Origin of the sequence: Parageobacillus sp. KH3-4 (genome assembly GCF_022846435.1) — a bacterium.
GTDB classification, from domain to species: Bacteria; Bacillota; Bacilli; order Bacillales; family Anoxybacillaceae; genus Parageobacillus; species Parageobacillus thermoglucosidasius_A.
In genome coordinates this window covers 3,480,771-3,502,065 of record NZ_AP025627.1, presented here as the reverse complement: position 1 = coordinate 3,502,065, position 21,295 = coordinate 3,480,771, and the positions used below count along the sequence as shown (strand labels likewise).

Sequence of the window (21,295 nt, the reverse complement as noted above, 5' to 3'; positions counted from 1 at the left end):
TTTATTGATTCTCACGTTACGTGAAGTTTTATGATAGTGTCAGAAGGGGGGAGAATGATGAAAGAGGTGTATTCAATCGGTGAATTTGCGAAAAAAACAGGCCAAACGATACGAACTCTTCACTATTATGATGAAATAGGGATTTTGAAACCGTCGCGTGTATCCAGTTCTGGACGCCGATTTTACAGTGAAGATGAGATCATTGCATTGCAAAAGATTGTGGCCTTGAAGTTTCTTGGCTTTTCCCTTGAAGAAATTAAACGTTTTATGCAAGAAGAGAAATGGGATTTAAAAGAATCGCTTGCTTTTCAAAAAAAGCTTTTGCTGCAAAAGCGTGAACATATTGACCGTGTCATAAAGGCAGTGACACATGCTCAGCATCTTATCGAAGAACGAGAAACGATTGATCCGAATATGTTTTGCTTGTTGATTAACTCTATCCAAATGGAAAATAAACATAAAGAATGGCTGAAACAATTTATGCCAGATGAAACAGTGGAAAAAATATTTGACATTAGCGAAGAAAAACAGTTGGAATATGGGAAGAAGCTGCTTGGAATTTTCGAAAAGCTAAAAGAGTGCTATGGAAAAGATCCGAGCGATAACGATGTGCAATCGTTAATAGAAAAACTTTTCTCTATCGCAAAAGGCGTTGCAAAAGAAGTTTTTGATGAAGATTTATCACGATTTCATTGGAAAGAGGATGAACTTGCAGAAGAGCCAATGCTGTTTTTATCTCCTTTTTCCAAAGAAGAAGAGGAATGGGTTGCAAAAGCTGTGGAAATATTTTTAGCGAAAGAAGGAGTAGATTTGAGTGAAAAAGAATCGTGATATACCGATAGACAATTGGAAAACTTTCTGGGAGTTAATCAAGAGCACGAATCCGCCAAAATGGATTTTTGTCACTGCTATTACTCTTAGTTTGATCGAGACAGGGGTTGGACTCATCGTACCATGGTTTACTAAATCTCTTGTTGACCAGATCGCTGCATCTGCGGTAGAACCATCGATTATTATTTTACTTGCGGCTTCATTTATTTTGCAAACGATCACTTCCGGCTTTTCTTATTACTTCCTCACCTATATTGGAGAATATGTGGTTGCGGCGATTCGTAAAAAGGTTTGGAATCAAGTTTTATTATTGCCTATTTCTTTTTTCGACAATCACCAATCTGGAGAAACGATGAGCCGAATTACTCAAGACACCAACACGGTAAAAATGCTAATCACCCAACATTTAGTTACATTTCTGACTGGATTGATCTCGGTTGGAGGGGCTGTTAGCATTCTCCTTATTATCGACTGGAAAATGACCCTTATGATGGTGACGGCTGTTCCAGTGGCGCTCCTCATTCTCTGGCCGCTTGGGCAAAAAACGTACAAAATTTCAAAAGCCACCCAGGATGAAATGGCCAGTTTTTCAGCCAATCTTGGCAGAGTTTTATCCGATATTCGTCTTGTAAAAGCTTATTGTGCAGAGAAAGAGGAACAAAAAAATGGGGAACTAGGGATTCTTCATCTATTTCAATTCGGTCTAAAGGAAGCAAGAATACAGGCTATCATTTCCCCTTTTATGACATTTGTGATGATGTTTGTTTTAGTCATTTTGATCGGTTATGGCGGCGTTCGTGTAGCCTCAGGCACGCTTTCATCCGGCTCTCTTGTCGCCATCATTATTTACATGGTTCAAATCGTTGTTCCTTTTAGTCAGATGGCTGTATTTTTCACCTCATTTCAAAAAGCAATGGGGGCAACAGAACGAATCCAACGCATTTTATCCTTAGAGAAAGAACCAAACGGCAGCTTGCCTGCGGTGCAAAATCCTGAGCAAGATATACATTTTCGAAATGTTTCCTTTTCTTATAAAAAAGGTGAGCCTGTACTCAAACAAGTAACGCTCACTATTCCTTCAGGGAAAACAACGGCTATTGTTGGTCCGAGCGGCGCCGGAAAAACGACATTGTTTGCTTTGTTAGAACGATTTTACACACCCGATGAAGGAGAAATATTGCTAGGGGAAACCAATGTTGAAGATTTTGACTTGTATTCGTGGCGCAGTCAAATCGGTTATGTTTCTCAAGAAAGTCCAATGATGTCAGGAACGATACGTGACAATATTTGTTATGGGCTCAATAGAGACGTTTCCGATGAAGAAATAGAACGAGCAGCCAAACTGGCAAATGCAGCGGAATTTATCGAGCGGCTTCCAAAAGGATATTTGACTGAAGTTGGGGAACGGGGGATCAAATTATCAGGTGGACAGCGACAGAGAATTGCCATTGCCCGCGCTCTTATACGCAATCCAAAAATTCTTCTCCTTGACGAAGCAACCTCAAACCTAGACAGCTCATCAGAAGTTCTTGTTCAAAAGGCCTTGCAGCGGCTAATGAAAGGAAGAACAACACTTGTCATTGCTCATCGGCTCTCAACCGTTGTCAACGCAGACCAAATCGTTGTATTAGAGAATGGGACCATCACTGGGGTCGGAACACATAGCGAATTGCTGCAAACCCATCCGCTCTACAGAGAACTAGCCGAACAACAATTCCAGACAATATCGGAGTAAATAAATTTTTTTGGGGAGTGACAGCAGGGCTTCGATGTTAAAACCACATATGAACCTCTCCTACCTTCATTCCATGAAGAGATGGGAGAGGTTCATATTTCGATAAGTTTGAAGAAGGAATTTCACGAATTTTGTTGTAATTTATCTATTGGAAATATTTGTGTGGGATGTTGGTGAAATCATGGAAAAAGAAACAGTGAGGATGAAAATGAAAGAAATCCTCGAATCATCTTTTTCCGTGCCGTCTTTAAAAGAAGCGGTATTGACATCAATAGAGGAGCACACAAAACAAAGCGACTTTTTGTTCGGCCGCTTAGCCGGTGTGCATTATCAGATGTTTTCCGAAAACATGAAGGAAACCGAAACGAATCGCAGCGGTTGTAGAACTGATGATGTTGGCTGGGGATCTACTCGATGACCTCGTTGATCAAGACAGCTTGGAAATCTCGTGGAGACAAGTCCCTCTTGCCACCTTCCTTCATGTCGTCGTCGGATTATTGTTAGCAGGACAAAAAGCAATTGCGGATTTGCCTATCGATGATAAAAAATCAAAGCCAAGTCATAATTTTATCTCGATTGCTATACATATGGACGTCACATGTGGCATACGTACAGAAACGGATGATTTAAAAAATGGTCAAGGAAAAATCAGGTTCTCTATGAATATTATCAGGAGACCAAAAGCAAAGAATTATGCTAGCAAGAGCCATTCTACAAAAACCCGCTATTTTGATATTAGATGAGGCAACAAGCTCCTTGGATAATATTAATGAGAAAAATATTGATAAACATTTAAATGAATTGTACTCGTATTATAGTAGCACACCGTTTATATGCGGATTGCATTATTGTTCTGAATGATGGAAAAATAGTTGAATCGGGGACTCACTATGAGTTAATGAAAAAGAAAGGCTTCGCTTACAATCTTTATGATTGAAAGAGGAATAATGAAGAATTGGACGACATTTTGGAAGGTGAAATTTAAATGACTACTTTATTTGTAAACGAAGTCAAAAATCAAAGTATCGATATAGGGGATATGGACCCCTATCATTTTGAGTTTCTTCAGCCGATTTTGGAACATAAACGCTTTATCTTTCTTGGGGAGAGCAGCCATTGCGTCAAAGAATACAGTCTAGCAAAAGTGAACCTGATTAAATATCTTCATGAGAAATTGGGTTTTCATGTACTTGCCTTTGAAAGCGAATTGGGGCCATGTATGATTGGCGATTATCTGTCTGATCAACTTGATTCTAAACGTTTTATGGCGGGTACCATTGGGCGTGTGTGGCAAAATGAATTTGTCCTTGGATTATTTGACTATATGAAAAAAATGAAGCAGGAGCGGCCGCTGTATTTTACTGGTGTGGATGCTTATCAAGGAAAAAAGGAGAATTTGTTTTCGGAATTCCTCGAGTCTTATTTAACGGGTCCGACCAAACAGAAGTTTGTCGATTTTGAAAAGCGGGCGATCGAGGTTTTGATTGCAGCCGATAAACGGAAAATCAAGCGTTCAATGCGCCAAAATATAAGGGAAGAGATGGAAAGTAAGGGCATGGAATTGATTGAGGAACTCAAACAGCAGCGTTTCCCGGATAGCAAGATTTATAAAATTGTCCTCCGGACGATGGAAAATAGAGTAAATTATTTGAAAGCAACTTTAGAAAAAAGTTTCTCGAAACTTTTTGAGTATCGGGATGCATTAATGGCAAAAAACCTAGAATTTTTAGCACAGGAAATATACCCAAATGAAAAATTTATCATTTGGGCACATAACATGCATATTAGCAAAAATACTTCCGCCAAGCGCCTGTCTGCCTATAAATCGTTTGTGGAAAACCTCTCCCAAACGATTAAGGAGAAAAGTTTTGTATTGGGGCTGTATGCAAAGGAAGGCAAAATGTTGGATTATACAGGTAAGGAATATCCAATAAAAAAACCGAACAAAAAACATTTAGAAAGCCTTCTTGACCATTCCCCTTATCAAAATAGTTTTATTCAGTGCAATGGAAACTGGGCACAGAAAAAGTGGCGGGCCTATGAAGGCGGAGGAATGCCTACTTCCTTTGTACCTGCACAACAATATGATGGGATTTTATTTTTTAAATACGTTTCCCCGGCTTACTTTTTTGACGTTTCTAAGAAGAACAGAGAAAAGTAGTTTAAAGTTATGAAATGGAATGACCAACGACATTGTGAAATGGTCAGCTAAAAAGCGAATTTGGAATAATCTATTCTGTCATAGCATTACTAGGAATTGTTTGGTCTAGAATACATCTATTATGTGTCTTGTAACATGTTCATATAATATATTAAAAAAGGTGATAAACAACATGTTTTACCGTAAAAATCATATTTCTTCTGAAATCGATTGGCTAAAAGATCACACGTACAGTATACAATTGCATGAATTCGATGATCATTCCGATTTGTATTTTTTAGAACCTTTACTGCAAAATAAACGGATCGTTTTTTTGGGAGAGAATGGCCACGGTGTGGCAGAACATAGCCAGATTAAAACAAAGATGATTAAGTACTTACATAAAAAATTGGGGTTTCGAGTTTTAGCATTCGAAAGCAGTTTTAGTGACTGCAGCCTATGCTTTTATCAACAAGACCAACTGGATGCAAGGCAATGAATGAAACATTCGTTGTTTAAAGTCTGGCATACGGAGGAAGTCGAGACTCTCTTTCATTATGTGAAGGAAACACAATTATCCAATCAGCCTCTTATCTTAACAGGATTGGATATTCAGCCTGCCTCGAGCGATCATATTACCGGCAAGTTTCTCGCAAAAGTGTTTCCAAATATGGATAAGGCCTATGGCGAGAAAATAATAGAATTGGAACAAGAAATGCTTTACCAATATGTAAATTCCCGTAATCCGTCAATTTCCAAAAAGGAACGTAAGCGAAAATGCAAAGAATTGATGAAGCTTTATCAAGAATTCCTTCTTTTATTGGATGAAAACAGTCTTGAATTACAAAATAAGTTTGGAAAAGACGCTTTTTTGCTTGTGCAGAGAATTTTGCAAAACCGAATTTTCCTTATGCAGATGATCTCTTCCCGCTTCATGAAAGCGATAAAAATCCGAAATAAGGAAATGGCTGACAATATTTCGTGGCTGACACAGGAGATGTTTCCTAATGAAAAGATAATAATATGGGCGCACAATGGGCATATAGTGAGACAATCTAGGAGATTGCTAGGATTTTCATCGACATTTTCTTATTTACCTCCCAAAATCAAGGAATTCTCCTATACCATTGGCTTCTTTATGTATAGTGGACAAGCAGCGGAAAATAATTGCAGTGTATATGAAGTACAGCAACCTGGCCAAGACAGCATCGAGTTTCGCATCAAGCAAGCCGGGCATGAAATTGGCTTTTTCGATATCTCGCAGCAAAGAAAAGTGCCCCAAAACCGTTGGCTTTTTCAGCATACTTACACGATGCATGAAGGGAAGCAATTAAGTCTTATCAAGCCTAGCGCCTGTTATGATGGTCTTGTCGTTTGTGCGAAAACATCTTCTCCAAAGTACATCAATCTAGATTGAATTTGGTCATAGAAAGATAAGGGACCACTTTTAGCAGCATGGTGCCAGGCATCTGTCGATCAAGAAAAATGTTCATTTTGGTTTAGGAAGAATATATATGGTAAAACGGAGGTGTTTAAATGAATAAATATCAGAAAATTTCGATATTTGTTATGATAGGTTTTCCTTTATTTTTTTTAATCGTGAGTTTAATTACAGGAAAATGGGGATTCTTTTTTTGGAGTTTGCTTCCAAGTTTTATAAGTGGGATAACAGGATTGATTGCTTTAAGAAATTCAAATATGAATTTGAAAAAATAATCATCGACTATTTAGGAAAATACTTGCAAACATTACACTATCATCTGTCGTGAAGCCATCATCGATTTTTTATGCACCGATCGCGGTGTTGATTTATGCCAAACTTAAGGTGGGACATAACGCTTATTACTTCCAAATGCCGCGCGATGTGCAGAAAAATATGGAGGTATATATGTAAGTGAATGGAGAAGAGATGGTATGCGATAGACGGAAAGGGCATGATGAAATAAAAAAAGGAAACGGCAAGGCGAATATTTACAAAATTTTATGGCTCCTTCCGATCGTATTTTCCATCCATAATATGGAGGAGCTCCTTTTTCTTGAAGAATGGGCAAAAGAGGTGTTTGCTGGCCGTTCATGGATGTTTTTTGCGAGATTGTACGAGTCTCCAAATTTAGAGGTTGCCATGCTTTTGCTTACATAACGGTCAGCGTCATCGTCTGGATGGAATATAAGAAATGCCATCGTATCACGCTTCGTTGCACTGTATTTTGCGCATGTTTGCTTCTTGTGAACGGAATAGTCCATGTCGGCCAGTTTCTTTTATACAGCAGTTATGTCCCGGGGGTTGATTTCTGCGGTGTTGCTGCTGATTCCTTATATGGTATATTTCCTTTGGTTGTTAGCGGAAAACCGCTGCATCAGCGTAAAGCAAATCGTGAAGTACCTCGTGATTAGCATCGTTGCTATGAATCCGCTTATTCTTATTTTCTTAATCGCACCGAGGCTTATCATTTTCCCTTTCATGTGATTATAATATTCGTTTTTGTCAAACATAGAAGCCGTTCTGCTTAATGAAATGTTATACGGTAAAATGATAGATCCCGTTTTTTATATGGACGACTTTATTTTCCGGCATTCCGGTGATTCCACATAAAAACGGACGGTTGATGAGCGCGCTGTCGACGGCGGTGAGGCTTTTTTCCTCATACAAGCGGATCGCTATGTTTCCGATCGGAAGTTCGGAATAGGTGCCAAATTCATCGCTGCTTTCCGTTATAACATGGCGGGGTATATCGAATAAATGGCGATATTTTTGCAGTGACTTGTCAAGGTGGCTTACATTCATCCCAATATACGAAAGGGATGGAGATCCGACGCTGTGCTGCATAAGTGGTGCCATTTCTTTCTCGCGGGTTTCCTCCGGTTCGCCCCATTGGATGAAAAACGGATAGCGGCAGGTGTTATCTTGTTTGTCCTCGATAAACAGCATCGACCAGCTTAATACTTTGCCATCCTCACGTTTTCGGCTTCCGGAAAACGGACCAATCGGCTTTAGTCCTTTTGCCCGGATGTGGGCGATGGCAGCATCGATATCGTCCGTGCGGAATGCCAATTGCGAAAAGCCTTCTCCTTTATGAGAGTCTGCGACGATTTGCTGGATCAAAACGTTGTCAGAAGTTTTCGCTTTATCAAAGTCCGTAAAGCCGATCCATTCAATGTACTGCAGTCCGGTAAAGTGGTTTAGGCAGTTATACGTCCCCCAAGAAGGATGATTTCCTCCGTTTATAGCATGAAATCCAATAAGCTGAAACGCGGTTTTCGCTTCTTCTGGTTTTTCCGTATAGTGAACGATATGATCAAATGTGACATTCATGTTTGTTCCACCTTTTTAACAAAAATCTTAAAACAGCCTGTTTTTTATTTTATATAGCTCTCGCTCGTTCGCCGCCGTTTTATGAACGGCAAAATCGACATCAAGCTGAATGTTGTCTAACCGTTCGTTCAGTTGGTGGTAATGGGAATCTACTTTTTCCTCGAGTTCATGAAGGCCTTGTTTGAGAGAAGCGATTTCACCGTGGATGCTGTGTACGTCCGTTGCGAGGGCTTCGAGTTTGGCATCTGTTTCATCCTGGCGGTGAAGAAGTGCCGTCATTAGTTCGTTCAGTTCCTTTAGTCCGGATTTCAAATAAGCTTGTTCTTCTTCTAATCGTTTTTGCCCTTGGAGCAGTATTTGTTGTTCTCGGTGGATCGTTTGCTGTTCTTGCTGGATAGCTTGCTGTTCTTGGCGAATTGTTTGCTGTTCTTGCCGGATAGCCTGCTGTTCTTGGCGAATTGTTTGCTGTTCTTGCCGGATAGCCTGCTGTTCTTGGCGAATTGTTTGTTGTTCTTGCCGGATAGCTTGCTGCTCTTGCCGAATTGTTTGTTGTTCTTTTCGGATGGATTCTTGTTCTTTTCGGATAGTCAGCTGTTCTTCCTCTAACCGTTTTTGCCCTTCGACAAGATAATGCAGTGTGCCTTCGATATTGCCAAGCCTGTCAAGCACTTGCAGGAGAATCGCTTCGTCCATAAAAATCCCCCATTTCACGCCTGCTTTGGCTATTTGAAGCCATTATAGCACGTATGTTCGTTTCTATCAAGAATATAGTGGAAAGCCGTTTGTGTATTCTTGTACAGAACGTGCGGCAAATGTTGCTTCATTCAATGAAAGTTTGGTATCATCATAGTATTGTGATAGGTCGAACTCATTGGAGGTGAAAAAGATGTCGAGAATTTCCATCGAACAAGTCAAACATGTGGCGCATTTGGCGCGTTTGGCGATTACCGACGAAGAAGCGGAAATGTTTACAAAGCAGTTAGACGCGATTATTACGTTTGCTGAGCAGTTAAATGAGCTCGATACAGAAAACGTTCCGCCAACCTCGCACGTTTTGGATATGAAAAACGTCATGCGCGAAGATGTGCCGACACCGGGGCTTCCGCGTGAAGAAGTGTTGAAAAACGCTCCGGACCACCAAGACGGGCAATTCCGCGTACCAGCGATTTTAGAGTAAGGAGGGGGAAGCAATGTCATTATTTGACCATAAAATTTCCGAATTACATAGCCTTTTACAAAAAAAAGAAATTTCGGTATCGGATTTAGTCGATGAATCGTTCCGCCGCATTGGCGAAGTGGAAGACAAAGTGCAAGCGTTTTTAACGCTAAATGAAGAAAAAGCGCGCGCGAAAGCGAAAGAGTTAGATGATAAACTATCGAAAGCAGAAAGCGATTTTGGGATGCTTTTTGGCATTCCGATTGGCATTAAAGACAACATTGTCACAAAAGGGCTTCGCACGACATGCGCAAGCAAAATTTTGTACAACTTTGATCCGATTTATGACGCAACGGTCATGGAGCGCTTGAACGAAGCTGGCGCGATTACAGTTGGAAAATTAAACATGGACGAGTTTGCGATGGGGTCTTCCACGGAAAACTCCGGCTTTCAACTCACGCGCAACCCTTGGGATCTTGAACGCGTGCCAGGTGGTTCCAGCGGCGGTTCTGCTGCGGCAGTGGCGGCAGGCGAAGTGCCGTTTGCTTTAGGTTCGGATACGGGCGGTTCGATTCGCCAGCCGGCGGCGTTCTGCGGTGTTGTCGGTTTAAAGCCAACATACGGACGCGTATCGCGCTTCGGGCTTGTCGCGTTTGCCTCTTCGCTTGACCAAATCGGCCCGATTACGCGCACGGTAGAGGATAACGCCTACTTATTGCAAGTCATCGCTGGTTTAGATCCAATGGATTCGACATCGGCAAACGTGGAAGTGCCGAATTATGTTGAGGCGCTTACCGGCGATATTAAAGGGTTAAAAATCGCTGTGCCGAAAGAATATTTAGGCGAAGGCGTATCGGAAGAAGTTCGCCAATCTGTGCTTGATGCGTTAAAAGTATTGGAAAAACTAGGAGCGACATGGGAAGAAGTATCGCTGCCGCACTCGAAATACGCGTTGGCAACTTACTATTTGCTTGCTTCTTCAGAGGCGTCCGCGAACCTTGCCCGTTTTGACGGCGTTCGTTACGGCTATCGCGCGGATAATGCAAAAAACTTAATCGATATGTATAAACAAACGCGCAGCGAAGGATTCGGAAACGAAGTAAAACGCCGCATTATGCTTGGCACATTCGCATTAAGTTCGGGATATTATGACGCGTATTACAAAAAAGCGCAAAAAGTGCGGACATTAATTAAACAAGACTTCGAAAAGGTATTTGAAAAATACGATGTCATTGTCGGACCAACAACGCCGACACCAGCGTTTAAAATCGGCGAAAAAACACACGACCCGTTAACGATGTATGCAAACGACATTTTAACGATTCCAGTGAACCTTGCCGGCGTTCCGGGCATTTCTGTACCGTGCGGTTTTGTGAACGGCTTGCCGGTCGGATTGCAAATCATCGGAAAACATTTTGACGAAAGCACGGTTTACCGCGTCGCTCACGCGTTCGAGCAAGCGACCGACTACCATAAACAAAAACCAGCGTTATAAGGGGGGAAACATGATGAATTTTGAAACGGTCATCGGTCTTGAAGTTCACGTCGAGCTAAAGACAAAATCGAAAATTTTCTCCAGCAGTCCAAATGCGTTCGGAGCGCCCCCAAACACGCAAACGAACGTAATCGATTTAGGCTATCCGGGAGTTCTTCCTGTGCTAAATAGACAAGCAGTCGAATTCGCGATGAAGGCAGCGATGGCACTGAACTGCGAAATCGCGACGGAAACGAAATTCGACCGGAAAAACTATTTTTATCCAGACAACCCGAAAGCATACCAAATCTCGCAATACGATCAGCCGCTTGGCCGAAACGGCTGGGTTGAGATCGAAGTGAACGGCAAAAAGAAAAAAATCGGCATTACCCGCATCCATTTGGAAGAAGACGCGGGAAAACTGATGCATACCGGTGACGGCTATTCGCTCGTCGATTTCAACCGCCAAGGCACACCGCTCATCGAGATTGTGTCAGAACCGGACATCCGCTCTCCGGAAGAAGCGTACGCGTATTTAGAAAAATTAAAATCGATTATCCAATATACGGGCGTGTCCGATTGCAAAATGGAAGAAGGTTCGCTTCGCTGTGACGCGAACATTTCCCTTCGCCCGATCGGTTCGACCGAGTTTGGCACAAAGACGGAACTGAAAAACTTAAACTCGTTTAACTTTGTGCGCATGGGATTAGAATACGAAGCAAAACGGCAAGAGAAAATTTTGCTTTCCGGCGGCGTCATCCAGCAAGAAACGCGGCGCTTTGACGAAGCGACGAAAACAACGGTGCTCATGCGCGTCAAAGAAGGTTCGGAAGACTACCGCTACTTCCCAGAACCAGACCTTGTTATGCTATATATCGACGATGAATGGAAAGAACGAGTTCGCGCTTCGATTCCGGAGCTTCCTGACGCCCGCAAAAAACGCTACGTCGAAGAGCTTGGCTTGCCGGAATATGATGCGAAAGTGCTGACGCTGACAAAAGAAATGGCCGATTTCTTCGAAGCGACGGTCGCAAACGGGGCGGATCCGAAATTGGCGTCGAACTGGCTCATGGTCGAAGTCTCCGGCTATTTAAACGCCGAACAAAAAGAGCTGCATGAGATCGCGTTGACGCCGGAAAGCTTGGCCGGCATGATTAAGCTGATTCAAAACGGCACGATTTCGTCGAAAATCGCGAAAAAAGTGTTTAAAGAACTCGTCGAAAAAGGCGGAGACCCAGAAAAAATCGTCAAAGAAAAAGGGCTTGTGCAAATTTCCGATGAGGCGACATTGCGCAAAATCGTTCTTGAAGTACTTGACGCCAATCCGCAATCGGTCGAAGACTATAAAAACGGCAAAGACCGCGCGCTTGGCTTCTTAGTCGGGCAAGTGATGAAAGCGACAAAAGGACAAGCCAATCCTCCGCTTGTCAATAAGTTGTTAGTAGAAGAAATTAACAAACGGTAAACAAGTCAAAGCTGGCTGCATCAAGCCAGCTTTTATTTTGAATTCCGTTTGAAATTCCAATATGTTTAATCCATCCTTGTCTATATTGCTCCTAAACGGGTCTATCAAAGGAGCGGATGATAGCGTACAATTACGAACGAGAATGGTTGGAGATTGAATGACTTCAAGGACAGGAGCGCCAAACTGGCAAAACGAATTGCGGTGATTCGTCTCCCATTATACAAGGGTCTTTAAGAATCCAAGTTGCTGAACTTTTAAACATCCATCATGAGGCAGTCTCGATTTGCGTTTAAAAGTTTCTGGTTGTGTCATGGTAGGTGCATTTTGATAATGACCGAATGGTTAGTTGCCATTTATATTTAGTAAGAAAGTGTGGAAGACATGTTGAAAACCACCGAGTTGTTGTAAACGATTTCTAAAGCTTTTCGGGAGCTAACTAGGGAGCTTCCGCTTTTTTATAGCTAATAAACCTTGAAGCAAATATATATTTTAGAAAATTTAGAAAAGAAAATTGACATTTATAGATTTTAGGAGTAAATTTTTTATATAGAACTAAACCGATATATTTAATTGGTTAATTAAAACTTTCATACTTTTAAAATTTGCCTATTAGTCATTAAAGGTATCTTCTCTTTTATTCTTTATGGCAAGGAGATAAGTATCTTTTTTGAAAATTTTTATCAAGATTAAATTCGAAAGGAGAAAATGATTATGTCAAATGAAAGAAAGCTTCAGCCTGAAACGTTAGCAGTGCATGCGGGGCAAGTGCCAGATCCTACAACTTTATCAAGAGCAGTACCAATCTATCAAACAAGTTCGTATGTATTTAATGACAGTCAACATGCTGCCGATTTGTTTAGCTTAAAAGAAGAAGGCTATATTTATACGAGAATCATTAATCCAACGACCGATGTATTTGAAAAACGGGTTGCTGCCCTTGAAGGCGGTGTGGGGGCGCTGGCGCTTTCATCTGGTCAAGCCGCTGTTTTTTATTCCATCATCAATATTGCTTCTGCTGGGGATGAAATTGTTTCTTCGTCAAGCATTTATGGCGGAACGTATAATTTGTTTACTCATACGCTTCCTAAATTCGGAATTACCGTTAAATTCGTGGATTCCACTGATCCAAAAAATTTTGAGCGAGCGATTACAAGCAAAACAAAAGCACTATTTGCGGAAACGATCGGAAATCCAAAATGTGACGTATTAGATATTGAAGCTGTTGCGGAAATCGCTCATCATCATGCTATTCCACTAATTGTTGATAACACCATTCCTAGCCCATATTTACTTCGTCCAATTGACTTTGGCGCGGACATTGTTGTGCATTCTGCAACAAAGTTTATCGGAGGGCATGGCAATTCGATCGGTGGAATTATTGTCGACAGCGGAAAGTTTGACTGGGAGAAGAGCGGAAAGTTCCCAGAATTCACTGAGCCAGATCCAAGCTATCATGGCCTCGTTTATACAGAAGCTGCCGGAGAAGCTGCCTATATTACAAAAGCGCGCGTCCAACTGCTTCGAGATCTTGGTGCGGCATTGTCACCATTCAATTCATTCTTGTTTTTACAAGGGCTTGAAACTTTGCATTTACGTTTAGAACGTCATAGCCAAAATGCTTTAGAGGTAGCGAAGTTTTTAGAGAAAGAGGCAGCCGTTGAATCGGTAAGCTACCCTGGTTTAGAAAGCCATCCTTCTTATGAGTTGGCGAAAAAGTATTTGCCAAAAGGGCAAGGTGCCATCGTAACCTTTGAAATTAAAGGCGGCGTTGAAGCAGGGAAAAAATTAATTGATTCTGTTCAACTATTCTCTCACTTAGCCAATATTGGCGATTCTAAATCATTAATTATTCATCCTGCCAGCACTACGCATCAGCAATTAAGCAGTGAGGAACAATTAGCTGCTGGCGTTACGCCGGGACTTATTCGTTTATCGGTTGGCACAGAGGCAATTGATGACATTCTATATGATCTGAAGCAAGCCATCAAAGCTAGCCAAACGGTAACTTCCATTGTGAAGTAAACTTTTTCTGTTTTTATAATGTACGTATTTTGGGCTCAATCAAACGCTGATTGAGCTTTTTTTGTTGTGACGGATATGTTGATCAACTATATATAACTGACTAACTTTTTCGACCCTGTTGGGTTACAGTTCTTCGTTCTTGTCTTACTATAACTAGTATTCAAGAACGAGGGAGCAGAAGAAATAATGGCACGTCTCACCATCACTCATACACATGGTCTCACACTAACCGATTTACGAAAGTTAGAGAAACAACAAGACAATGTCCAATTACGTCTGCGCATCACAGCGGTTCGCCTCGTGATGGAAGGGCATACAGGTAAAGAAGTCGCTAATTTGTGTAATGTTCATCGTCAATCCGTGGCTGCCAAAAAATTTAATACAGGTGGGATCGATGCGTTATTAGAACGAAAATATGGACCGGGACGCCCATGCTTTTTAACAACCGAACAACAAAACGAGTGGAAGCACGTCATTTTAACGGGTTCTCCTTCTGATTACGGATTGGGGGGATGCGCCACATCGTGGATCACACCGATCATTCGTGAGTATGTGCGCAACACGTATGATGTAGGGATGAGCTACCTAGGAATTTTACGTATGCTTTGGCGGTTGTGTTTGAGTTATACTTGTCCGATCTGTGTGTTGGCAAAGGCAGATTCAGAAAAACAGCAGGCGTTTGAACATGAAATCGACCTAATAAAAAAACTGCTGAATAATGATACAGTGCTCTTATGTCAAGATGGGACTCATGTTCGCGCGTATTAGAATCTTCATGCCAAATGGGCAGAAGTGGGAAAACAGAAACAAGTGCCGACGTATGGGCATCATGCCAGCGTGACATTGTTGGGTGCCCTGAACGCTATGACGGGAGCAATAGTGCGCCAAACGTCCTCTTCTTGTAAACAGGAGGATTTTTCAACGTTTCTTCAGTTTGTGGCGAACCATTACAAAGAGAAGCTTATTGCCATGGTGGTCGACAATGCCCAAATTCATCATTCCCAACTCATTCAGGATTTTCTTGCCAAAAGCGAACGTATCCTGTTGATTGGTCTACCGCCATATTCACCCAATTTAACCCCCATTGAGCGATAATGGAGATGGCTAAAAGAAACCGTCATTTCCAATCGGTTTCATTCCACATGTTCTTCGATTGAAGAAGCCATGAATTTGTTTTTTTACATAGATTTCCAAAAGTCCAGACGACGTATTGCGCCGGCTTGGTATCGCCTAAGTCCCATGTCGAAAAGTTAAATAGTTTTATATAGGAATTGCTTGGGCTGCAAGAGATTTTATCCTTGATTTTGCTGTTTCCAGATATTCTCACAGTTTTGGCGGAGTAATTGCAGATATTCCGCACATCCGCGGTAAAATCGGGCAAATTGAAATTTTGTTGAAGTCTTCACGGCATACGCTGTACGCGATTGCTGAGAAGTGGGAAAGCAATCCAGAGCATAAAGATTGTTTTTCGGACGAAGTTAGCATGGCGAAATATATCATATGCAACAATGCCATACGCATTGTTGAGCTTGCGATGCGCATTGCAGGAGGCCATGCATTATCAAAGCATCATAAATTAGAACGCCTTTTTCGCGACGTTCAGTGTGGACCGTTTCATCCGCCTCAAGATGATATGGTGACTCAGCAATTAGCAGACTCTGCGCTGACAAAAGTGAAGAATAGAAAAAGGAAAAACCATCTAGGGCTAACTTCCATACAAACAACAGACCATTGAAGCGGAACTGGTTTTTGGGCAAATCAAACATGACCATCAATTAGTGACTTCGCTTATATTAAATAAATGTAAAATTTAACATTTGCTGCAATGGAACGAAAGCTGGCGGCATAGGCAAGCCAGCTTTATTTTCAAAAAAATGTTCATGATGTTTTAGATCATCCCATATGCGCGAAAGAAATCAAGAAACTAGGATTGTTTTCACAATCTGTTCTGTCTTGTCAGCAAACGATATCATCGCTTTTTCCATGGCTGTTTGGCTTTTCCTTTTTTCTGATCGTTCCACATATGAAAAAGTTTATTCCGTAAACAGGTTGTTTTCCAAGGAACTTTAATATGTTTAGCATGTCAGAATGATAGATTAAGAAAAAAGTCCCTGTTGTCATCTGGAAAAACAGGAATATATCATGATTTATCCTTATTTTCCCTATGTTACCATTTAAATAGAATGTATAAATTGGGGGAGAAAATCAAGGTGGCGTCTTTATCGGAATCGATCGAACAAGAAGTGAAACGCAGGGGCTATGAGACGATGATTGATTGTATTAAGTCTTATCAGGCGCAGGTCGAAGAAGCAATCGGGGAACTTCGGCTTCGGCATGGGACTCGTGCATTCTATCCCGCAAGTGCCGAGAATGTTCCGAATTGGCAGGGAGAGACGGGGAAAGCGCATGAGCCGATATCCGGGAATTTGCGGCAAATGATTGATGCAACGGCAGACGGTCTCCTTCATGAAATAAGCAGGGAAATTGCCCAAATTCGCCGAAAGATAGAGGAACGGCAATGACGACGATCCGAGTCAAACCAGAAGAGCTGGAAATAGTAGCGAAGCATGTTCCCGATGCAGAAGACGCCTGCTGTCGTGCGCGGACTTCACTTTCTTGGACACTGCCTTCTTTAGCCATGGAGATTCCCGGCATTAGCACTGCTGCGATCGATAGTTTCAAGGATGAGTTGCTTCATTGGCTCCAGCGCTATGAAGAAAAGCTGAATGAAGCGGAGGAACTGCTGTATCGGACAGCCGCGGCAATGCGCCAAGCCGACCAAACGCTCGCCGACAATATGAAAGAATTCGGTTTGGAGCTTCTTGGCTGGTATGACTTGCAGCGATTGTTTGGAGAATATGACCCAATCACCGGAGAACGGATATCCGGATGGGACCGCCTGGTTGCGGGAGGAGTGCTGTTGGCTTCGTTTATTCCTCCGGTCAAAGGGGCAGGCATTGCCGGCAAAGCGGGGATCAAAGGGGCGAAAGCGGCCGGAACCGCAGCGGATGTTTCGAAATGGATCTCAAAAACGAAAAACGTCCTCCATTATGATAAAATCAAATCGTTCTTCCAAACGATCTATCACCAAGTCGTCAAAGGACCAATCACCGAAACGATCCGGTCGTTCAGAAAACAATGGAAGAACTTTCTCAAAAATGTTGGCTCTGTCCTACAGGGACCGCAGCCAGCCTTGGCAGGAATCGGTCCGACCCGCGGTGTGTGGATAAGCGGAGCCGAAAAAGAAGTAAAAGAAACGACGATGAACATAATTGGCAAAACTGGGGATGAGGTGGTTGGTAAGGGGACGGGTAAACCTCCAGTACCAACAAAACCAAATGGTGGTATGGATGAAGGTGACTTTGTAAATGAGCATTCAAAGAAGCATATGTATGATCCGACAAAACTATCTACACCAAAGAAAACGCAATATGGTAAGGATGTTGATGTAAAAAAACTTAGAGAAGATACAATGAGTAATCCAGACAGAGCATATTCAAATTGGCCGGGGAATCCGAACAATCCTAATAAACAAAGGATTACAAAGTATGAGAAAGAGTACGGGGGAAATATTAGTACATCAGATACTCCAACTGGGCATCATAGAGTATTTGAAAATTTAGATAACCCAAGTAAAAGTACTCATTTCCCATATGTACCAAGACAGTAGAAAGTTGGGGGATAAAATGGAACAGTTACTTTATCATGTATTGTTACCCAAGAACCATGAGTTCTATGTTTCGATTGAAGAAATATTAGACAATGGGATTACTTCTTCTATAAAATCTAATTATTGGTATAGTTGTGGAGGAAAAGTGAAGCCAGAAATAACAAAGAAACTAAGACCTTTTGGTGTGCCTGATTGGGTTGATTTTGACAAAGCAATTGGGGTGGATTTGATTCAAAGGACAGAAACGTCGCTTTGTTTTCCAATATTTACAGAAAAAGTAATGGTTTTTGATAAGGACATTTCCAGTCTAATTTATGATCAATCATTTTTTGAAGATAATCAGTATACTTTTGAAGAAGCAATTAACTTTGACACAGGGAAAAGTATAGAAGAATTAATTTTGAGTTATTGGGGAAGCATGATACCACTTAAAGAGTATATGAAAGAAAAACCCTATAATAACCCTGAGATCTTACTTTTTGAACCAGTTCCAAAAGAGATAATCAAGGTGGTTGAAAAAGATTAATATTCAAACTATTCATTAGAGCCTTAAGGGCAATACCCTTAGGGTTTGTTTTTTCTAAAAATATTAACTTTGATTGGCTATATGCCTTTCAAGGTTTTTCTATTTTAAATCTAACAGCTATATCAAATAATAAAGTGAGATTACAAGAGAATGTAAGTATGTTTTTACCAACGTTTTAATTCAGAGCTCATAATGGTTCACCTACAACGAGTTTGGCTGCAATGCATGGTAAAGCGATTAACGCCACTAAATACCCTTCGAGTACACTCTAAAACACGAGAGAAAGCTTTCTCGTGTCGAGAAATAGGATATAAACTTTTAACCGACTATACCAATAATAATAAACTGGCAAAGTATTTTGTATTACCCATGGTGCTAGTTGAGCGTTACGCTCAACTAGCACAAGGACAACAAGTGAATAGATTTTATCTGATACCACGAGTAAAGAATACGATTTGTCTTTTAATAACATTTTCCAGTATTCTTCTATACGATTGAAGGTGTCGCTAGAGCGTTGGTTAACAAAGTCTTGCGCTAGCGGATAATCCGCGTCGTTTTGTGAAATGCCTTTGGTCACAAATTGAAGTAATAGCACCTTGGCTTTTAGAAGAGCAGAAGTCAAGTCGTTTTTGCTTTTTATGCTTTTAAATAAATCTGAATAAGCATGTTGCAATGCTTCTACTTCTTCTTCTTCTTCTTCTTTTGATTAATGCGTCTTTGCAAGTTTATTGGTCATAGATAAATGACAAGCCTGATCAGGTGTTAGAGAAACGTTTATCGGATTGATCTTTGATCGTGATATATAAAACTTTTCTTCTAGCGACTTATAGTTCTCCACTTTTTTTGTGTTATGGGTGATATGCTGTTGAATGAGCTGATCAAATCCACTTTTTACATCGCCGCTTAGAAATTTGTCGCTAAAGTACTGAAGAGCAGCCGAGGACGATGCTAACTCCAACTGTGCTTCATATGAATCCAGCTGTGGTTTTTACGCCGCCAAAGAAGTTGATGCCTGTTTTGGTCAGGCTATCAAGTCCATCTGTGATGTGCTGCAAGGTAGACTCAATATCCTTTACTTCCTCAACGCTGAGCGAATCGAAAAAATGCGATTCATGTAAATACTGACTAAAAACAAGCCATTGATCTTGAGGGCGGTGAAAAAAATGTCAGAGGGATCTGCGTTTTGTACATTAATGTCTTTGGCAAAAAAGTCAGCACTACTTTCTCTTTGAAATTCAATCATTTCATGAGAAAACGTTAATTAAAGGCTTCCCTGTTACGGGTTACTTCTATCTCTTTCCCTATTAAAGGATTGTTTTGTAAATTCAATAGAGGGCGATTAGCGGCGTTTCGAGCAGGGATGGCTCCATAATACATAATATCAATTTTCACAAGCAACTCCCTCCTAGTCAAAAAAATTGAATCATTGACCACTTGCATAGTAGAAGTTCGGCACACTGAAAAAGTCTATCAATAAATTATTCTTAGAGATTTTTAATCTGTGGTGACGAATAGGGTTCTTACATTTTAACCCTGCCAGATCATTATCATGATAACAATCAAGTTAAGTTAAAGATGACGCACACTTATGTAAAAATCAAGCGGCATGGTGCCTAGAAGCGCCACATCGCTTACAACGTTTTATGGGTTGACTAACCGTTGCAACGTGCTTCGACTTTAAAAACGCGGTTGTTGAGAACTTGGATGCCGGATTTATGGTCATGGAGGAGAGAAAGAACTTTGTCTTCAAGCACGTTAGTGAGGTGAGTGACTTTTCTTTTCATTCGTGGACATCAAGTGAGAGTATGTCATACTTTGCAATGAGGACTTCTTGACCATGGCGGATAGCTTCGCTGATTGCTTTTGTTTCGTCGAGAACAACGATGGGGTTTTCTATGTTTGTTTTAAGCGTTCTTGCACACTAGTCATGTCTTCTCTTCCAAGGAGGATGTCGTTCTTCAACGGTAGGCACCCGCTTTTTAATGGTGATAAGCCGTTCTTCAATGGCAGTCACCTGCTCTTCAACGGTAGTCATCCGCTCTTCGACACAGCTCATCCGCTTTTCCAATTTGTCGACATGATTGTTCAATGTTTGGATGTCGTTGAGCGTGAGTTTGGCCTCTTGGAGAATTTCTTGCAGCGGCGCCTCTGCCATGTGTTTACCTTCTTTATATCCTCTTTATACATGAAATATTCTGACAAACGCCATGTTGATGGGATAATTTAGTAGAGCAATTGCTCTATATTGACCACAATAGCTTTTTGATTTACTTATAGACTTAAATTGTCTCAAGAGATTTTGATTCCAAAAGGATTAAAATGGCCGATCAGCTTGTTGGACGATACAGCATAAATGTTATACTTTGCATTTCACAAGTGGAGGCTGTTTTGCCCTGATGCTAAACGTGCTGTTTTTGGGGAAGAAGCCGGTATTCTCCCACGAACTGCAGCTAGTAAGGAGAACGAGCGGTGCAAGGAAACGAGGTAGCAGGGGTGGGATTTTGTCGGTGCTTCGCGAAGACATAGAGAAGGAAAAGTGAAATGATTAGTCCGTTCTTTAAAGAGAAAATGCCAAGAAAATAAAATAGCAGCAAGCCTATTCATTATGTATAGCTTTTTTGCTGTACAGTGACGTATATATTTTTCGTGTTTCCACACCGTTATCCAAAAAAGAAATGCAAGAATGTGATTGTAGTATATAAACGATGTCATTCACGGCGTAAAAATGTCGTCGACCTCTAATCGTGCAAAAAGTCCGGGGGATCGACGACACTTCTTGTTTCTCCTTTGTGCTTACAGCCATCAACATTCCTATGTATTGACGGAATTTTCAAAATGGCGTATACTGGATGTAACCATTTTAGAAAATGCTTGATATATCAACGTCTTTTTGGGGTTTATATCTTAACTATGAGGAATTGAAACTCATTTCGGAAACACCGTCGGTTGCAACAGCTAACCGT

24 protein-coding genes and 1 CRISPR repeat array (1 of these 25 running past the window's edge) are annotated in these 21,295 nt (G+C 41.2%); of the genes, 20 read left to right on the top strand and 4 right to left on the bottom strand.

Translation table 11 applies throughout. The features are described from left to right. Positions 1 to 57 precede the first annotated feature (57 nt). The 10 genes from MWM02_RS17775 to MWM02_RS17735 all read left to right on the top strand — a co-directional run bounded on the left by MWM02_RS17775 (position 58) and on the right by MWM02_RS17735 (position 6,846). The gene (locus MWM02_RS17775; protein WP_244402593.1) at positions 58 to 831 is read left to right on the top strand and encodes a MerR family transcriptional regulator; all 774 of its coding nucleotides are present in this window, start codon (positions 58 to 60) and stop codon (positions 829 to 831) included. Next, entirely contained in the window at positions 815 to 2,566 is a 1,752-nt protein-coding gene (locus tag MWM02_RS17770) for an ABC transporter ATP-binding protein (protein WP_244402592.1), read from the top strand. The genes MWM02_RS17775 and MWM02_RS17770 overlap by 17 nt, the downstream gene beginning before the upstream one ends. 181 nt (positions 2,567 to 2,747) lie before the next feature. After that, entirely contained in the window at positions 2,748 to 2,984 is a 237-nt protein-coding gene (locus tag MWM02_RS17765; RefSeq protein ID WP_244402591.1) for a hypothetical protein, read from the top strand. Beyond that, on the top strand, positions 2,956 to 3,309 hold the full coding sequence (locus tag MWM02_RS17760) for a hypothetical protein (RefSeq protein WP_244402590.1): 354 nt from the start codon (positions 2,956 to 2,958) through the stop codon (positions 3,307 to 3,309). Before MWM02_RS17765 ends, MWM02_RS17760 begins: the two co-directional genes overlap by 29 nt. Continuing rightward, positions 3,260 to 3,427 (top strand): hypothetical protein, encoded by a 168-nt coding sequence (locus tag MWM02_RS19730; RefSeq protein WP_420038618.1) that lies wholly within the window; start codon positions 3,260 to 3,262, stop codon positions 3,425 to 3,427. The genes MWM02_RS17760 and MWM02_RS19730 overlap by 50 nt, the downstream gene beginning before the upstream one ends. Positions 3,428 to 3,551: 124 nt before the next feature. Then, entirely contained in the window at positions 3,552 to 4,727 is a 1,176-nt protein-coding gene (locus MWM02_RS17755) for an erythromycin esterase family protein (RefSeq protein ID WP_244402589.1), read from the top strand. Positions 4,728 to 4,899: 172 nt separating this feature from the next. Next, entirely contained in the window at positions 4,900 to 5,205 is a 306-nt protein-coding gene (locus tag MWM02_RS17750) for a hypothetical protein (protein ID WP_244402588.1), read from the top strand. Further along, entirely contained in the window at positions 5,206 to 6,123 is a 918-nt protein-coding gene (locus MWM02_RS17745) for an erythromycin esterase family protein (RefSeq protein WP_256462198.1), read from the top strand. Between the two features lie 119 nt (positions 6,124 to 6,242). Continuing rightward, a complete protein-coding gene (locus MWM02_RS17740; protein ID WP_064553497.1) occupies positions 6,243 to 6,422 on the top strand; it encodes a hypothetical protein in 180 nt (59 codons plus the stop codon). A 178-nt stretch (positions 6,423 to 6,600) separates the two neighbouring features. After that, a complete protein-coding gene (locus MWM02_RS17735) occupies positions 6,601 to 6,846 on the top strand; it encodes a hypothetical protein (protein WP_244402586.1) in 246 nt (81 codons plus the stop codon). A 378-nt stretch (positions 6,847 to 7,224) separates the two neighbouring features. Here MWM02_RS17735 and MWM02_RS17730 read toward each other — a convergent pair whose 3' ends face one another. Together MWM02_RS17730 and MWM02_RS17725 are read right to left on the bottom strand one after the other, a co-directional pair. Continuing rightward, entirely contained in the window at positions 7,225 to 8,019 is a 795-nt protein-coding gene (locus MWM02_RS17730; protein ID WP_244402585.1) for a VOC family protein, read from the bottom strand. Positions 8,020 to 8,046: 27 nt separating this feature from the next. Then, positions 8,047 to 8,712: a hypothetical protein gene (locus MWM02_RS17725; RefSeq protein WP_244402584.1), complete on the bottom strand. Its 666-nt coding sequence runs from the start codon at positions 8,710 to 8,712 to the stop codon at positions 8,047 to 8,049. Between the two features lie 193 nt (positions 8,713 to 8,905). Between MWM02_RS17725 and gatC the strand changes: the two genes are divergently transcribed. The 10 genes from gatC to MWM02_RS17675 all read left to right on the top strand — a co-directional run bounded on the left by gatC (position 8,906) and on the right by MWM02_RS17675 (position 18,332). Further along, positions 8,906 to 9,196, top strand: coding sequence for an Asp-tRNA(Asn)/Glu-tRNA(Gln) amidotransferase subunit GatC (gene gatC / locus MWM02_RS17720; protein ID WP_003253258.1), 291 nt, complete (start codon positions 8,906 to 8,908; stop codon positions 9,194 to 9,196). A 13-nt stretch (positions 9,197 to 9,209) separates the two neighbouring features. Beyond that, a complete protein-coding gene (gatA, locus tag MWM02_RS17715; RefSeq protein ID WP_064553487.1) occupies positions 9,210 to 10,670 on the top strand; it encodes an Asp-tRNA(Asn)/Glu-tRNA(Gln) amidotransferase subunit GatA in 1,461 nt (486 codons plus the stop codon). A gap of 13 nt (positions 10,671 to 10,683) precedes the next feature. Then, positions 10,684 to 12,114 (top strand): Asp-tRNA(Asn)/Glu-tRNA(Gln) amidotransferase subunit GatB, encoded by a 1,431-nt coding sequence (gene gatB / locus MWM02_RS17710; protein WP_064553485.1) that lies wholly within the window; start codon positions 10,684 to 10,686, stop codon positions 12,112 to 12,114. A gap of 711 nt (positions 12,115 to 12,825) precedes the next feature. Then, positions 12,826 to 14,136, top strand: coding sequence for a homocysteine synthase (locus tag MWM02_RS17705; protein WP_064553482.1), 1,311 nt, complete (start codon positions 12,826 to 12,828; stop codon positions 14,134 to 14,136). Positions 14,137 to 14,322: 186 nt separating this feature from the next. Then, positions 14,323 to 14,904: a helix-turn-helix domain-containing protein gene (locus MWM02_RS17700; RefSeq protein ID WP_244402583.1), complete on the top strand. Its 582-nt coding sequence runs from the start codon at positions 14,323 to 14,325 to the stop codon at positions 14,902 to 14,904. A 24-nt stretch (positions 14,905 to 14,928) separates the two neighbouring features. Next, positions 14,929 to 15,231 (top strand): transposase, encoded by a 303-nt coding sequence (locus MWM02_RS17695; RefSeq protein WP_244402582.1) that lies wholly within the window; start codon positions 14,929 to 14,931, stop codon positions 15,229 to 15,231. A gap of 169 nt (positions 15,232 to 15,400) precedes the next feature. Next, the gene (locus tag MWM02_RS17690) at positions 15,401 to 15,871 is read left to right on the top strand and encodes an acyl-CoA dehydrogenase family protein (RefSeq protein WP_332455080.1); all 471 of its coding nucleotides are present in this window, start codon (positions 15,401 to 15,403) and stop codon (positions 15,869 to 15,871) included. Between the two features lie 475 nt (positions 15,872 to 16,346). Further along, complete coding sequence (locus MWM02_RS17685; RefSeq protein ID WP_064553478.1) at positions 16,347 to 16,658, top strand: hypothetical protein; 312 nt, start codon at positions 16,347 to 16,349, stop codon at positions 16,656 to 16,658. After that, positions 16,655 to 17,806 (top strand): pre-toxin TG domain-containing protein, encoded by a 1,152-nt coding sequence (locus MWM02_RS17680; RefSeq protein ID WP_244402581.1) that lies wholly within the window; start codon positions 16,655 to 16,657, stop codon positions 17,804 to 17,806. Before MWM02_RS17685 ends, MWM02_RS17680 begins: the two co-directional genes overlap by 4 nt. 16 nt (positions 17,807 to 17,822) lie before the next feature. After that, a complete protein-coding gene (locus MWM02_RS17675) occupies positions 17,823 to 18,332 on the top strand; it encodes a metallophosphoesterase family protein (RefSeq protein WP_064553476.1) in 510 nt (169 codons plus the stop codon). 1,257 nt (positions 18,333 to 19,589) lie between these two features. Here the strand turns inward: MWM02_RS17675 and MWM02_RS19445 are convergent. Together MWM02_RS19445 and MWM02_RS17670 are read right to left on the bottom strand one after the other, a co-directional pair. After that, positions 19,590 to 19,724, bottom strand: coding sequence for a hypothetical protein (locus tag MWM02_RS19445; RefSeq protein ID WP_256462197.1), 135 nt, complete (start codon positions 19,722 to 19,724; stop codon positions 19,590 to 19,592). Between the two features lie 529 nt (positions 19,725 to 20,253). After that, positions 20,254 to 20,487 (bottom strand): hypothetical protein, encoded by a 234-nt coding sequence (locus MWM02_RS17670; protein ID WP_064553472.1) that lies wholly within the window; start codon positions 20,485 to 20,487, stop codon positions 20,254 to 20,256. A 740-nt stretch (positions 20,488 to 21,227) separates the two neighbouring features. Continuing rightward, positions 21,228 to 21,295: direct repeats of the CRISPR family, unit length 30 nt; unit sequence GTTTATATCTTAACTATGAGGAATTGAAAC (it continues 367 nt past the right edge of the window).

Bases quoted from the DNA above. Each gene is read 5' to 3' on its own strand.
- MWM02_RS17740 (WP_064553497.1), top strand. From the start codon at position 6,243: ATGAATAAATATCAGAAAATTTCGATATTTGTTATGATAGGTTTTCCT.
- MWM02_RS17670 (WP_064553472.1), bottom strand. From the start codon at position 20,487: ATGGCAGAGGCGCCGCTGCAAGAAATTCTCCAAGAGGCCAAACTCACG.
- gatB (WP_064553485.1), top strand. From the start codon at position 10,684: ATGAATTTTGAAACGGTCATCGGTCTTGAAGTTCACGTCGAGCTAAAG.
- MWM02_RS17700 (WP_244402583.1), top strand. From the start codon at position 14,323: ATGGCACGTCTCACCATCACTCATACACATGGTCTCACACTAACCGAT.
- MWM02_RS17680 (WP_244402581.1), top strand. From the start codon at position 16,655: ATGACGACGATCCGAGTCAAACCAGAAGAGCTGGAAATAGTAGCGAAG.
- gatC (WP_003253258.1), top strand. From the start codon at position 8,906: ATGTCGAGAATTTCCATCGAACAAGTCAAACATGTGGCGCATTTGGCG.
- MWM02_RS17745 (WP_256462198.1), top strand. From the start codon at position 5,206: ATGAAACATTCGTTGTTTAAAGTCTGGCATACGGAGGAAGTCGAGACT.
- MWM02_RS17760 (WP_244402590.1), top strand. From the start codon at position 2,956: ATGATGTTGGCTGGGGATCTACTCGATGACCTCGTTGATCAAGACAGC.
- gatA (WP_064553487.1), top strand. From the start codon at position 9,210: ATGTCATTATTTGACCATAAAATTTCCGAATTACATAGCCTTTTACAA.
- MWM02_RS17755 (WP_244402589.1), top strand. From the start codon at position 3,552: ATGACTACTTTATTTGTAAACGAAGTCAAAAATCAAAGTATCGATATA.
- MWM02_RS17765 (WP_244402591.1), top strand. From the start codon at position 2,748: ATGGAAAAAGAAACAGTGAGGATGAAAATGAAAGAAATCCTCGAATCA.
- MWM02_RS17705 (WP_064553482.1), top strand. From the start codon at position 12,826: ATGTCAAATGAAAGAAAGCTTCAGCCTGAAACGTTAGCAGTGCATGCG.
- MWM02_RS19730 (WP_420038618.1), top strand. From the start codon at position 3,260: ATGCTAGCAAGAGCCATTCTACAAAAACCCGCTATTTTGATATTAGAT.
- MWM02_RS17675 (WP_064553476.1), top strand. From the start codon at position 17,823: ATGGAACAGTTACTTTATCATGTATTGTTACCCAAGAACCATGAGTTC.
- MWM02_RS17750 (WP_244402588.1), top strand. From the start codon at position 4,900: ATGTTTTACCGTAAAAATCATATTTCTTCTGAAATCGATTGGCTAAAA.
- MWM02_RS17730 (WP_244402585.1), bottom strand. From the start codon at position 8,019: ATGAATGTCACATTTGATCATATCGTTCACTATACGGAAAAACCAGAA.
- MWM02_RS17725 (WP_244402584.1), bottom strand. From the start codon at position 8,712: ATGGACGAAGCGATTCTCCTGCAAGTGCTTGACAGGCTTGGCAATATC.
- MWM02_RS17775 (WP_244402593.1), top strand. From the start codon at position 58: ATGAAAGAGGTGTATTCAATCGGTGAATTTGCGAAAAAAACAGGCCAA.